The sequence below is a fragment of the Aestuariibaculum sediminum genome (assembly GCF_014596945.1).
Lineage (GTDB): Bacteria > Bacteroidota > Bacteroidia > Flavobacteriales > Flavobacteriaceae > Aestuariibaculum > Aestuariibaculum sediminum.
Window position 1 is genome coordinate 481,952 of the sequence record NZ_JACVXB010000001.1, and the last position, 13,810, is coordinate 495,761.

The 13,810-nt window shown below is 34.7% G+C and carries 11 protein-coding genes; 4 read left to right on the top strand and 7 right to left on the bottom strand.

All coding sequences use genetic code 11. The annotated features are described in order from the left end of the window. The first annotated feature begins 7 nt into the window (after positions 1-7). A complete protein-coding gene (locus ICJ83_RS02275) occupies positions 8-685 on the top strand; it encodes a ComF family protein (protein ID WP_188228730.1) in 678 nt (225 codons plus the stop codon). Between the two features lie 59 nt (positions 686-744). Beyond that, positions 745-2,352, top strand: coding sequence for an Ig-like domain-containing protein (locus tag ICJ83_RS02280; RefSeq protein ID WP_188228731.1), 1,608 nt, complete (start codon positions 745-747; stop codon positions 2,350-2,352). On the opposite strand, the gene ICJ83_RS02285 is transcribed toward ICJ83_RS02280, so the two are convergent. From ICJ83_RS02285 to leuS, 6 genes are all read right to left on the bottom strand, one after another. Further along, a complete protein-coding gene (locus ICJ83_RS02285; protein WP_188228732.1) occupies positions 2,339-3,118 on the bottom strand; it encodes an amidohydrolase in 780 nt (259 codons plus the stop codon). The genes ICJ83_RS02280 and ICJ83_RS02285 overlap by 14 nt on opposite strands. Positions 3,119-3,196: 78 nt before the next feature. Next, positions 3,197-4,966, bottom strand: a complete 1,770-nt coding sequence (locus ICJ83_RS02290; RefSeq protein ID WP_188228733.1) for a MutS-related protein — start codon at positions 4,964-4,966, stop codon at positions 3,197-3,199. A 117-nt stretch (positions 4,967-5,083) separates the two neighbouring features. Next, the gene (locus ICJ83_RS02295; protein WP_188228734.1) at positions 5,084-5,788 is read right to left on the bottom strand and encodes a Bax inhibitor-1/YccA family protein; all 705 of its coding nucleotides are present in this window, start codon (positions 5,786-5,788) and stop codon (positions 5,084-5,086) included. A gap of 103 nt (positions 5,789-5,891) precedes the next feature. After that, positions 5,892-6,590, bottom strand: coding sequence for a zinc metallopeptidase (locus tag ICJ83_RS02300; RefSeq protein ID WP_188228735.1), 699 nt, complete (start codon positions 6,588-6,590; stop codon positions 5,892-5,894). Positions 6,591-6,740: 150 nt separating this feature from the next. After that, the gene (gene ald / locus ICJ83_RS02305) at positions 6,741-7,841 is read right to left on the bottom strand and encodes an alanine dehydrogenase (RefSeq protein WP_188228736.1); all 1,101 of its coding nucleotides are present in this window, start codon (positions 7,839-7,841) and stop codon (positions 6,741-6,743) included. A gap of 290 nt (positions 7,842-8,131) precedes the next feature. Beyond that, a complete protein-coding gene (leuS, locus tag ICJ83_RS02310; RefSeq protein WP_188228737.1) occupies positions 8,132-10,945 on the bottom strand; it encodes a leucine--tRNA ligase in 2,814 nt (937 codons plus the stop codon). 168 nt (positions 10,946-11,113) lie between these two features. Here leuS and ICJ83_RS02315 point away from each other — a divergent pair, with 168 nt between their 5' ends. Then, on the top strand, positions 11,114-12,028 hold the full coding sequence (locus ICJ83_RS02315) for a DMT family transporter (protein ID WP_188228738.1): 915 nt from the start codon (positions 11,114-11,116) through the stop codon (positions 12,026-12,028). Between the two features lie 30 nt (positions 12,029-12,058). Here the strand turns inward: ICJ83_RS02315 and ICJ83_RS02320 are convergent, their stop codons facing one another. Then, positions 12,059-12,652 carry a porin family protein gene (locus tag ICJ83_RS02320; protein WP_188228739.1) on the bottom strand — a complete coding sequence of 198 codons (594 nt, stop codon included), beginning with the start codon at positions 12,650-12,652 and terminating at the stop codon, positions 12,059-12,061. Between the two features lie 240 nt (positions 12,653-12,892). Here ICJ83_RS02320 and ICJ83_RS02325 point away from each other — a divergent pair, with 240 nt between their 5' ends. Then, positions 12,893-13,771, top strand: a complete 879-nt coding sequence (locus ICJ83_RS02325; protein ID WP_188228740.1) for a cell division protein FtsX — start codon at positions 12,893-12,895, stop codon at positions 13,769-13,771. Positions 13,772-13,810: the final 39 nt, after the last annotated feature.

A 13,810-nucleotide genomic window follows, 5' to 3' on the forward strand; every position in this document is an offset into this window, starting at 1 on the left:
GTAATCAATGCTTCAATCTGTTATCAATTTATTATTCCCAAAAGTGTGTTATGCTTGCTCAAATATTTTAAAGGATAATGAAGATACGATTTGTACAAGTTGCAGGCACGATTTACCCGTTACCAATTTTCATTTCAATCAGGACGAAACCGTTAAAAAAGTATTATACGGTCGTGCAAAAATAGAACATGCGACCGCTTTATTTCGATTTGAAAAAAAGGGACTTGTTCAAAAACTTATACACGGGCTAAAATACAGAGGTTATGAATCCATTGGTACTTCATTAGGAAACTGGTTAGGAGGCGAGCTAAAAACATTACAAGAATATCGAAAAATCGATATGGTTATTCCTGTTCCGCTTCATAAACGAAAATTGAAAAAACGTGGTTATAACCAGGTCGCAAAATTCGGCAAACAAATTGCGAACGCCTTAAATGCGAGTTATAAAGAAGATATTCTAATAAAGGTAACCGATAGAAGCTCTCAAGTAAATAAAATACGGTTTTCCCGCTGGAATAATAATGACGAACTATTTAAATTGAAGAATAAAAGTGACATAGAAAATAAACATATTTTATTAGTAGATGACCTTATTACTACTGGGGCCACTTTGGAAGCTTGTATTCAGGTTTTAAATTCAGGTAAAAATGTAAAAATTAGCATTGCAACTATGGCAATAGCCTAAACTGTTCGTCGTTATATCTTTAAAATTATGTAGGTTTGCTAAAAATTTAAAAACAGGTAATGAATAAAACGCTTTCAAATGTTATTTTAATAGCTTTAATAGCCTTGGTTTTAGCCAACTGTGCCAATCGAGGCAATCCAGATGGCGGTCCAAAAGATGTTACTCCACCGCAAATAATTAAGTCTTTACCTGAAAATTTCACCACCAATTTTAAAGGTGATGAAATTAAAATTTATTTCGACGAGTACATTAAAATAAAAGATTTACAAAAGCAGCTTATTATATCGCCACCAATGGAAACTCAACCAGAGGTTTCTCCATTAGGAGGTGCGAGTAAATTTATTACCATAAAAATTAAAGACACCTTAAAACCAAACACCACTTATGCCTTTAATTTTGGCAACAGTATTACCGATAATAACGAAGGAAACCCATATCCGTATTACCGGTATGTATTTTCAACGGGAGATTATATCGATTCGCTGTCGGTAAAAGGAAATATAATAGATGCCTTACTACCACAACCCGAAACCTTTGTAAATGTTGGACTGTATGAAGTAGATTCTACGTTTAATGATTCTATTGTATATAATAAAGTACCGACGTACATAACAAATACCTTAGATAGCGTTACCACGTTTAATATTGAAAACATTAAAGCCGGCAAATACCTTTTAGTGGCTTTAAAAGACAATAATGGCGATAATAAATTTCAGCAAAAAACAGATCAGATTGGGTATTACGACCATATCATTACAGTGCCAACGGATTCATCATATACCATAAAACTATTTTCAGAAACATTAGATTTTAGACCTTCAAGACCGTTTTTAGCGGCACAACAAAAAATAGCTTTTGGTTATGAAGGACCTGTTGAAGCCATGGATATTAACTTAATTTCTGAGGTACCAGAAGCCTTTGAACATCGAATTACAAAAGAGGAAAACAAAGACACACTTAATTATTGGTACAAACCTAAAATTGAGGTAGACTCTTTGTTGTTTGTTGTAACACATCCTGATGTTTCAAAAGATTATAAGGTTAGAATTAGGCCACAAGACGTCGATTCTTTAATTATTAAAAGCATTTCACCTAATAACATATCTGAACCGTTTAAAGTAAAAGGAAACATTCCGTTTGTGAATTTAGACAAATCAAAAGTTACGTTAATGGACAAAGATTCGGTTAAAGTAGCTTTCACCACAAAATTGGATAGCCTGAAAAATGAATACGTATTCGACTTTAAAAAAACCGAAGATAACAGTTATAATATTAAAATTCTTCCAGAGGCATTTACCGACTTTTTTGATAATAAAAATGCTGACACATTAGTCTATTCTGTGCGGACTAAAAAATCTTCAGATTTTGGTTATGTCCGATTTAATTTAGTGAATGCCAAACTGCCTATCATTATTCAATTAACAACCGAAAAAGGTGAGGTTAAATTCGAACACACAGTTACGAAAGAAGGCCCAATAGATTTTGAAAATTTACCTAGCGGAAAATATAATGTGAGAGTTATTCATGATGCGAACGGAAATGGTATTTTTGACACGGGTAGTTATATAAATAAAAGCCAACCAGAACGTGTAAGTCATTTTAAATTATCGGATGATGTAAGAGCCGACTGGGGAAATATTGAAACATTAATTTTTAATGAAGATTAAACGCATCTTTGTCATCTAAAAAATTAAGTTTATTGCGATAATAATTAATATGGTTCCGCTCAAGGCTTACTACTTCAATAAATTCTTTATTGGGTTTAAATGGTGTTAACGGACTTCCTAACACATCGTAAATAGCCGTATGGCCGCAATATTCATTTTGTTTATCGTCGAGTCCTACTCGATTTACACCAATGCAGTAACACATATTTTCGATAGCTCGAGCCTTTAACAAGGTATCCCAGGCATAAATTCGGGGTTTAGGCCAATTCGCCACATAAATTAAAACATCGTATTCTTCTACATTTCTTGCCCAAACAGGAAACCTTAAATCGTAACAAACCTGCGGACAAATTTTCCAGCCTTTATAATCTATAATTATCTTTTTGTTTCCCTTTGAAAACACCTTGTCTTCTCCAGCTAAAGTAAAAGTATGTCGTTTATTATAATAGGCAACCTCTCCCGATGGCTCAACAAATACTAACCGATTAAAATAATTGCTGTTTTCCTTAATAATTAAACTACCCATAATAGCGGCATTCGTACTTTTTGAAATTTCTTTCAGCCAAGCCATCGTTTTTCCATCCATGGTTTCTGCCACAGCAGTAGCATTCATAGTAAATGCCGATGTAAACATCTCAGGAAGCACAATCACATCTACTTCGCCTTTTATACTTTCAATTTTTTCTTTGAATTGTTTACGATTCGCCTTTGGGTTCTCCCAAACTAAATCACTTTGAATTAGAGCTAGCCTTAATTGATCTTGCATAGTTTAACCAACAATTTGTCAAACTAAATATACTAACTTATTAATACTTAGCACCACTTTAAAGTTTATAATTTTTATTTAAACGATATTCATTTTTTTCAGTAAAAAAGAAGCGTTCATGTTCTGACAAACACCTTCTTTTAATTTATAATCGAAATACAGCTCGTCATTAATTATTTCGGCGTCAAAATAATAGTTTTTTACCGCCGGGAGTTCTTTTTCGATTTCACATAAACTTAAATCGTGAGTTGCTATAATTCCGGTGGCTTTTGAAGCCACTAGTTTCTCGACAAATTTTTTCGAACCAATGGCTTTATCTGTGCTATTAGTACCTTTTAAAATTTCATCTAAAACAATAAAATACGGTTCTGTTTTAATGGTATCGACAATAAATTTTAATCGGGTTAATTCTGAAAAGAAATACGAACTATCGTCGGTTAAAGAATCGCTGGTACGCATACTGGTAATTAATTTTATTGGCGCATATTCACTTGACGAGGCGCAAACTGGCAGGCCCACATTAGCCATTACAATATGCAAGGATACGGTTCGTAAAAAGGTGCTTTTTCCTGCCATATTAGCTCCTGTAACAATAAAAAACTGTTCATTATCAATAGTTAAATCACTGGTAACGCGTTTATCTTTATGTAGTAATGGATGACCTAATTTTTTTGCTTTAATTGTTGGACCATGTTTTACAATATCAGGAAAAACAAAATCTGGATGATTATAAGTAAAGTTACCTAATGTATTATAGGCATCAAAAAAAGTAACTACCTCAAACCAATCGGCCACTTTATGCCCATAGGTTTCGATCCATTTTTCTATGCGATAACTATTTTTTAAATCGGTTAAAAAGTAGCCATTACCAAAAATAGCTCCTATTAAATTATTGCGATTATCGAGAGCATCCAGAGAACGAGAAAAAGTCTTAAAAATAGTAGAAGCTTTCTCTTCTGCTAATTGAATTTTTTGCTGCTTTTCTTTTAATAATTCTGAAGTAAATGTTTCATTTTCAATATACTTTAAAAGTAACGCATATTGTCTAAAAGTATCCTTTACTTTATCCGTATTTACAGCAAGACTATTTATTTTTTTTAAATACTTTCCACTAATAGCTAACCCAATTAATAACCAGTATCCTAAATAGGCGGTTAATTCAAAATTGAAAAATGAAGCTATTACTAAACCTATGGTTACCACTGAAAACCCTACAGGCAACCATTTAATAAATTTTGGTAAAAAGGTTTGGTATTGATTTAACCATGAAATAATTTGTGTTGCGGGAGTTTCAATAAACACTAAACGCGATGTGGCTGAATAAAACTGTCGCCATTCAGGTTTATCACTTAACTCTTGTATCGCCTCTTGACGTTTCATAATGTCATCGACACTATTAGCCTTTAACAAGTTTGCCAGAGTTGTTGTTCCTTCTTGGTTTGTTGTTCGGTTGATAAATTGAAAAAAAGAGCCTCGACCAAATAAATCGATATCTAAACTATAGGCATGTTTAGCCTCCTGAAATTGCAAACCCTGGTCTCTATCATAAAAATCTCCTGACAAAATCTTAATTTCTTCATTGTTTATTTCGGTCAGGGCAAGATTAAATTGACGCTTTTGTTTTACAGTATTATATCGGGTTAACAAATATAAAAACACGGCTATTCCTAAAATCCCTATCATAACTGCAAGCTGCCACATCGAAAACGTAAAATAAATAAGCATTGCCGACAAAATAAAAACCAGTAACCGTAAGGTGCTCAAACCCGTCATTTGTCGGTAATGTTTTTGAGCCTTCGCTGCATATAAATCTGCGTGTTTTTTATAGTATGTGATAGGAGATTTCATTTCAATTTTCTTTAAATAAAAAAAAGAACCTCAACGACTAAAAAGATTCTTGCGTAAAGAAACAAAAAAGCTCTGAATTTCTTCAGAGCCTTGTTTAATATATTGTTTGCAGAGTATTTAATCTCTCGACATAAATATTCGAAGAACGTACCAAAACAGTAACATAAGCGATGCAAATAAGCCCAAAGCTGCAGGGATGTACTGGTCGTTAGAATAGTTGTTTACCAAATTTGATGTTTGATACAAAATAGACCCTGCTGCCAATAGACACATACCTACTGAAAACCATAGTCCTAAATTAAATCCGAATAAAGTCCCAGCGATAATTAAACCAATAGCGATAAAAAAACCAACGGTTAAACCCGCTTTTAAAAATGAAAAATCTCTTTTGGTTACAAAAACTATTGCTGATAAACCGGTAAATAAACACAAGGTAACGATCGCCGCTTGATTTAAAATTTCTGTACCAGAATCCATATAAAAAGCTGCAATGTAAATTAAAGGAACAAAAAGGAGTGCCTGAGCCAAAATATAGACACCATAAGCTAAATACTGTGTGTTCTTATCTGCTGTTTTAAGAGCCATACTCTCGGCGTAATTGGTAACCACCATAAAACCACCCAACATTAATAACCATCGCCATCCTTGTGCCATAGAGAGCATAAACTCAACTATTGCATCACTTTGAAGTAATAAATACTCAAATAATACGAATACCAAAACACCACCAGCAACATGCGAATAGGTTTTCTTATAAAAAGCAACTTTGTCTGCTTCGGTTAAATCGGCTACCATAACTTTGTTTTGAACCATGTCTTCCATAGAATATGTTTAATATTTGTTAGAGAATAAATGTAATAAAAAAAGAAATCGAATTCTTACGATAAAGTAAAAATTCGATGTCTTGTAGATTGTGAATTAATCATTAATCTCTTGAGCCGCCTAAAACTCGTAATCCCCAATACAATAAGTTAGCTAAGGCTCCAATAGCAGCGACAAGATAGGTTCTAGCCGCCCATTTCAATGCATCTTCCGAACCTTTATACTCTTCTTGTGAGACCATATTTTTATTCTTAAGCCAAGCTAACGCTCTGTTACTGGCATCATATTCTACAGGCAACGTTATAAAACTAAATAAAGTTGCTGCTGCCATAAACACCAAACCAAGTACAGCAATATAGAACCCCATACCAGCACTTTCTGCTGCCCCTAAAATTAAACCACCAATAACCAGCCATTGCGACATTCCTGAAGTTACACTAACCACGGGCACTAAAGCCGAACGCATTTTTAACCACTCATAAGCCTGAGCATGTTGTACCGCATGACCACATTCGTGAGCTGCCACAGCTGCTGCAGCTGCATTACGCTCGTGATATACGGCTTCACTTAAATTAACTGTTTTGTTTTTGGGATTATAATGATCGGTTAAACGACCTGGTGTTGAAATAACCTGAACATCTCTAATACCATGGTCGGCCAGCATTTTCTCTGCAATTTGCGCTCCAGTCATACCATTGCCCAAATGCACTTTAGAGTATTGTTCAAATTTTCGCTTTAAAGTATTACTTACCAGCCAGCTTACTAGAGCGATAGCACCTATTAATATATAATATCCTAACATTGTTTTCTTTTTAAATTTTCATCTTAAATATAACAAAAATAGAGCCAATTTTAATGATATGATATTCTGTCAGCTGGTAAAATAATGTTAAAAAAAAGCGGGGTATCTAGTTTTAGATACCCCGCTTTATGCTTTATTAAAAAATAATATTTATGATGCTGTATACTCTAAATCGAAAGCCTCAGCTATTTCTTTATAAACGACATCTCCTTTAACAACATTTAATCCTTTTGCTAAAGACGCATTATTAGCACAAGCATCTTCCCAACCTTCATTAGCTAATTTAATTACGTAAGGTAAAGTTACGTTTGTTAATGCTACAGTAGATGTGTAAGGTACAGCTCCTGGCATGTTAGCCACACAGTAATGCACTACATCATCAATAATGTAAGTCGGATCTTGATGCGTTGTTGCTTTTGTAGTTTCAAAACATCCGCCTTGATCTACAGCAACATCAACTATTACTGTTCCAGGACGCATATCTTTAAGCATATCTCTGGTGATTAATTTTGGAGCTTTAGCACCTTTAATTAATACGCCACCAATAATTAAATCGGCATCTTTTATATGTTTTCTAATGTTATATTCACTAGAGAATTCGGTTACAACATTTTTAGGCATGATATCACATACATGACGTAATTGTTTCATGTTGATATCCAAAATAGTTACATTAGCACCTAAACCAGCTGCCATTTTTGCGGCTTGAACACCTACAACACCAGCTCCTAATACTAATACTTTTCCTGGAGGCACTCCTGGTACGCCACCTAGTAAAACACCTCGACCTCTAATTGGCTTTTCTAAGTATTTAGCTCCTTGTTGGATAGACATTCTACCAGCAACTTCAGACATTGGTATTAATAATGGTAAAGAACCATCGGCATCTTCTACAGTTTCGTAAGCAATACATACTGATTTGCTATCAATCATAGCTCTTGTAAGTGCTTCACTCGATGCAAAATGAAAATATGTAAATACAACCTGATCTTCTCTAATTAAGCTATATTCCTGTTCAATAGGTTCTTTAACCTTAACAATCATTTCTGCTACGGCATAAACCTCCTCAATGGTATCAAGAATAGTAGCACCTGCTTCGATATAATCTTTATCAAAAAAACCACTACCAAAACCTGCATTTTTTTGAACAAATACTTCGTGGTTTCTTTTGGTTAATTCGAACACACCTGAAGGTGTCATCCCTACTCGGTTCTCATTGTTTTTAATTTCTATAGGAACACCAATTTTCATTTTGAATCTATTTAAAAAGTTAGTTATAAAATATTTACACCAAATAACGCTTTTTGGTAATATTCAGCAAATGTCTGTTTTAAATACATTTTTACTAACCGTTTTAACAATAAATTATGAATTAAATAAATACTATCGATTTAGTAGACTTAAATTGAAAATTTCACATTAGGATTTAAAAACAGCCACAAGACCTAAGTATTTCATATAAAGACACATACAAAAAAAGCATTACCCAATATAAAACGGGGTAATGCTTTACTTTCTACACTAAAAATTCTGCTGAAGATTTAGCCTACAATATTTACTATTTTACCTGGCACAACAATCACTTTTTTAGGTGTTCTGCCTTGTAATTGTTCTTGTGTTTTTTCGTTTGCTAAAACCGTTTTCTCGATATCTTCCTTACTCATATCTAAAGGTAACTCTAACGTAAAACGCATTTTACCGTTAAACGAAATCGGATAATTTTTGCTACTCTCTACCAAATGCCTTTCGTCGAATTTAGGAAAAGCAGCTCTTGAAATCGATGCATTATGACCTAACTGACTCCATAATTCTTCAGCTATATGCGGTGCATAGGGAGATATTAACACCAATAACGGCTCCAAAATTGTTTTAGACGTACATTTTTGAGCCGTTAATTCGTTAACGGCAATCATGAACGTAGATACCGAAGTGTTAAATGAGAAATTCTCGATATCTTCCTGTACTTTCTTAATGGTTTTATGAAGCGTTTTTAAACTGTCTGCACTTGGCTCGCTATCTGTAACTTTAAATCCGTTGTCGTCGTTATAAAGTTTCCAAAGTTTTTTAAGGAAACCGTGAACACCAGTAATACCGGCAGTATTCCAAGGTTTGTATTGTTCTAATGGCCCTAAGAACATTTCGTAAAGACGTAATGAATCGGCGCCGTAATCCTCACAAATACTATCTGGGTTTACCACATTGTATTTCGATTTCGACATTTTTTCAACTTCCCGACCTACTTTATAAATACCATCTTCTAAAACAAATTCAGCATCTTTAAATTCTTCTCTCCAGTTTTTAAATGCTTCGATATCTAATTCATCCGACGCATTTACAAAAGACACATCAGCGTGAATTGGCTGAACATTTTTACCTTCGATAAGTCCCTTCGATAAGAATTTATTTTCTCCTTCAACACGATAAACAAAAGCACTTGTCCCTAGAATCATCCCTTGATTAATCAGTTTTTTAGCAAACTCATCAACAGGCACAACCCCTTTATCGAATAAGAATTTTTGCCAGAAACGAGCGTATAACAAGTGCCCTGTGGCATGCTCGCTTCCGCCGATGTATAAATCGACGTCTTTCCAGTAATTTAATGCCTCCTGACTAGCAAAAGCTTCATTGTTGTTGGCATCCATATAACGGTTAAAATACCACGAACTTCCGGCCCAGCCTGGCATAGTATTTAATTCTAATGGAAAAACAGTTTTATGATCTATTAAATCATTTGAAACGACCTTGTTCGTTTCGGTATTCCAGGCCCACACACTAGCATTGCCTAATGGTGGCTCACCAGTTTCGGTTGGTAAATATTTTTCTACTTCGGGTAATTGAATTGGTAAATGTGCCGCATCAATCATTTGTGGCATACCATCTACATAATACACTGGAAATGGTTCTCCCCAATAACGCTGGCGACTAAAGACCGCATCGCGTAATCGGTAATTTGTTTTTCCTTCGCCACAACCAAGGTTTTCTAATTCTGAAATGACTTTTTTAGTCGCTTCTTTATAATTTAGACCATTTAAGAAATCGCTGTTGGCAATAACGGTCTTATCTTTATCAGCAAAAGCTTCTTTGGAAATATCGACACCTTCAAAAATATTAGGAATCTCAATATTAAAATGCTTGGCAAAATCGTAATCACGTTGATCCCCACAAGGCACCGACATCACCGCTCCTGTTCCGTAGCCGGCTAACACGTAATCACCAATCCAAATTGGGATAGGTTCTTTAGTAAATGGATGCTCGGCATACGCTCCGGTAAAAGCTCCTGTAATCGTTTTCACATCGGCCATACGTTCGCGTTCACTTCTTTTTGCAGTTGCCTCGATATAAGCTTCAACTTCGGCTTTTTGTTCGGCAGTTGTAATTTGAGATACTAATTCGTGTTCTGGTGCTAAGGTCATGAAACTCACTCCGAAAATGGTATCAGGGCGGGTTGTGAACACAGAAATTCTGAATTCTGAATTCTGAATTCTGAATTGCACTTCGGCCCCAACCGATTTCCCAATCCAGTTACGCTGACTTTCCTTTAAAGAATCAGTCCAATCTATCGTATTAAGTCCTTGAAGTAAACGCTCGGCATACGCAGAAATTCGCATGCTCCATTGCGTCATCTTTTTTCTAACCACCGGATGTCCCCCACGTTCGGATACGCCATTAACAATCTCGTCGTTGGCAAGAACAGTTCCTAAAGCAGGACACCAATTTACTTCGGTTTCTGCTAAATAGGTTAATCTATATTGTAATAAAATTTCCTGTTGTTCTTTTGATGAAAATGCTTTCCAATCTTCAGCGGTAAAGGTTTCAACGCCATCATCACAAACAGCATTAACCTTTGCATTTCCTTCAGTTTCAAAAATTTTGATTAATTCTGAAATATCCTGAGCTTTATCGGCATCAACATTATACCACGAATTGAATAACTGAATAAAAATCCATTGCGTCCATTTATAATAATTAGGATCGGAAGTTCTAACTTCGCGAGACCAATCGAATGAAAATCCTATTTGATCTAACTGACGACGATAGGTTGCAATATTTGTTTCGGTAGTAATCGCCGGGTGCTGCCCGGTTTGAATAGCATACTGTTCTGCAGGTAAACCAAAACTATCATACCCTTGAGGATGCAATACATTAAACCCTTGATGGCGCTTGTAACGCGCATAAATATCGGAGGCGATATAGCCCAGCGGATGCCCAACATGTAACCCAGCTCCACTAGGGTAAGGAAACATGTCTAACACATAATATTTAGGTTTATCTGAATGATTTTCAGCCTTAAACGTTTCATTTTTGGCCCAATACTCTTGCCATTTCTTCTCGATTTGATTGAAATCGTACTTCATCCTATTGTAATTCTGCTTTTTAAAAGCGCAAATTTACGGTTTATTCATAAAACAAAAAGCCTTTACAGACAATTAATAAAATTGAATACAGCGTTTAAATTATAATGGGATTAAGGAACAGTAGTTTTCATAACAATGATTAATTTTGCAGCTTAAATTTTTTAAGCCTTGATTAAAGATACCACCAAAGCCCATTTAGCATTATTGGGTGCAAACCTTATTTACGGAGCGAATTACATTATTGCCAAAGGTGTGATGCCTAATAAAATTGGTCCAACTGCCTTTGTATTTTTACGCTTAGCCTTTTGTGTTCTTTTGTTTTGGGGCATTAAGTTTTTATTTATAAAGGAAAAAGTAGCACCTAAAGACATTTTAAGACTAGCCGTTTGTGGTCTTTTCGGTGGTGCAGCCAACCAGTTGTTCTTTTTCCATGGTATTAATTTAACCTCCCCTATTGATGCCTCCATTATTATGACCATCACCCCTGTAATTGTTTTAATGTTTAGCTACTTCATATTAAAAGAACGCATTACAAAAAACAAGATATTGGGTATTATTTTAGGTGGTTCGGGCGCTGTATTTTTAATTTTATACGGTAATAAAGCTTTAGGAACAAGCTCGGTTCTAGGAAATTTATTTGTTTTAATAAATGCGCTTAGCTATGGTTTTTACCTAGTTCTAGCTAAAACACTTATGCATAAATATCATGCAATAACAGTTATTAGTTGGATCTTTTTATTTGGATTCATTTATGTATTCCCTTTTGGTATAAACCCAGTTTTAAACACTGACTTTGCTGCCTTTACCACAAGCACTTACTTAACCATCGGCTACGTTATTGTTTTTACTACATTTTTTGCTTATCTATTTAATATTTATGCCCTTAACCATTTAGCGCCATCGGTAACAAGTAGCTATATTTACTTGCAACCAGCTATTAATTTTGTTCTGGTTAGTATCATGGCCTATTTTCTGGTAAATAGCCCTTATGAGAAAGACATAAGTCTGGTAAAAATATTAAGCTGTGTGGTTGTTGCCGTTGGTGTTTACCTGGTTAGCAGACCGAAAAAAAATAAGATCTAAAAAAAGATCTTATTTTATTAATTTTTATATCTAGAAACGGTGCCCTACAGACAACTGAAACACCCCGTTTTGAACATCTGGATTTTCCAGCACAGTGGTTACACCTACGCTATAGCGCACCTGTGCAAACCAATAACGATCAAGTTGCATGCTTAAACCAAAATTAAATGCAAAATCGAACGTATTTGCGCCGGCATCATAATCGTAATAATCATCACTGTAACGCGCAATATCTCTCACCAAAAACCCTAATTGAGGACCGAAATCCAGACTAAACTGGTCGCCAAGATATAATTTAGCCATCACAGGAACGGAGATATAATCGAGAAAATAACGCCCCTGAACACCATCGGAATAACTCTCTTCAGCACCAACACGAGAGTATAAAAATTCAGGTTGAATGGCAAAGCCCCGATTAATTCTATTTTCGGCAACTAATCCAACATGATACCCCAACAGACTATTTCTACTAATTCCGTCCTGCCGACCTTGAAACGACGACACATTTAGACCTGCCTTAATTCCAAAATTATAGGGGTTATTAAATCTGTAATTTTGCGCTTCAGTTTTACTAAAAAATCCGGTTATTGCAACAAAGGCTAAAATTAAAATGTTGTTTTTCATAGTGTGTTTTTTCAATTTTATCATCAGAATCCAACAACCATGCCATTACAAGTTAGTATTCACTTTTAAGTGTATAGAGATACATCATAACTAACTCAGAATAAATGGTAAAGATTAGTTATTTAGAACAACATTTTTTTTAATTAAAAGTTATACCTATACCAAGAATTTGTATCACTAATAATTTATTATAGTTTTCCTTTTTCTTTTAGTATTTTTACCTCGTTAATCCCACATTTTATGAGTTCATCTTTCGAGAAACACCAAAAACGCCGACTTATATCCTCATACTTTTCAGTTGTTTTAAGCATTGCTTTGGTGTTATTTTTATTAGGCTTATTAGGTTTACTAGTGCTTAATGCCAAGAAAGTTTCCGATCATTTTAAAGAACAGGTGGTTGTTACCATTTATCTGAAAGATTCGGCGAAAGAGGTTGAAACGAAACAGCTTGAGAAAAGTCTGGCCATGGCCGATTATGTTAAATCTACCGAATACGTTTCAAAAGAACAGGCTGCCGAATTCATGAAAGCCGAAAACGGAGAGGACTTTATGGATTTTGTGGGTTACAATCCGTTACAAAACTCTATTGATGTGCACCTAAAAGCCGACTATGTAACTTCAGAACATTTAGAAAAAATTTCAGCTGAAGCCTCATCAAAAAACTTTGTTGACGAAGTCTCTTACGATAACGACCTGGTAAACTTAATGAACGACAACGTTAAAAAAATAAGTTTCTGGGTACTAGTTCTGAGCAGTATATTTACTTTAATAGCAGTTCTTTTAATTAACAGTTCTATCAGGCTCTCGGTTTATTCAAAACGATTTACAATAAAAACCATGCAAATGGTGGGTGCCACGAAACAATTTATTCGTCGCCCATTTGTTTGGAAAAGTGTGCGACTAGGTGTCATAGGTGCTATTTTAGCCTTAATAGGTATGGGAATCGTATTATATTATGTAAATAAAACGTTCCCAGAATTAGAATTGCTAAACGCTCCTGCTTTAATTGTTTTGTTATTTGCCTTTGTTTTTGGTTTAGGCATTATAATAACATGGATAAGTACACATTTTGCAACACAACGCTTTTTAAATTTAAAAACCGACGAGTTATATTACTAGAATTTCTAAATCTATTAACACAATCTTTTTAAATAATTA

Coding starts and splice junctions, on each gene's coding strand:
- ICJ83_RS02290 (WP_188228733.1), bottom strand. CDS start 4,966: ATGAAATCTCCTATCACATACTATAAAAAACACGCAGATTTATATGCA.
- ICJ83_RS02320 (WP_188228739.1), bottom strand. CDS start 12,652: ATGAAAAACAACATTTTAATTTTAGCCTTTGTTGCAATAACCGGATTT.
- ICJ83_RS02325 (WP_188228740.1), top strand. CDS start 12,893: ATGAGTTCATCTTTCGAGAAACACCAAAAACGCCGACTTATATCCTCA.
- leuS (WP_188228737.1), bottom strand. CDS start 10,945: ATGAAGTACGATTTCAATCAAATCGAGAAGAAATGGCAAGAGTATTGG.
- ICJ83_RS02285 (WP_188228732.1), bottom strand. CDS start 3,118: ATGCAAGATCAATTAAGGCTAGCTCTAATTCAAAGTGATTTAGTTTGG.
- ICJ83_RS02280 (WP_188228731.1), top strand. CDS start 745: ATGAATAAAACGCTTTCAAATGTTATTTTAATAGCTTTAATAGCCTTG.
- ICJ83_RS02295 (WP_188228734.1), bottom strand. CDS start 5,788: ATGGAAGACATGGTTCAAAACAAAGTTATGGTAGCCGATTTAACCGAA.
- ICJ83_RS02300 (WP_188228735.1), bottom strand. CDS start 6,590: ATGTTAGGATATTATATATTAATAGGTGCTATCGCTCTAGTAAGCTGG.
- ICJ83_RS02275 (WP_188228730.1), top strand. CDS start 8: ATGCTTCAATCTGTTATCAATTTATTATTCCCAAAAGTGTGTTATGCT.
- ald (WP_188228736.1), bottom strand. CDS start 7,841: ATGAAAATTGGTGTTCCTATAGAAATTAAAAACAATGAGAACCGAGTA.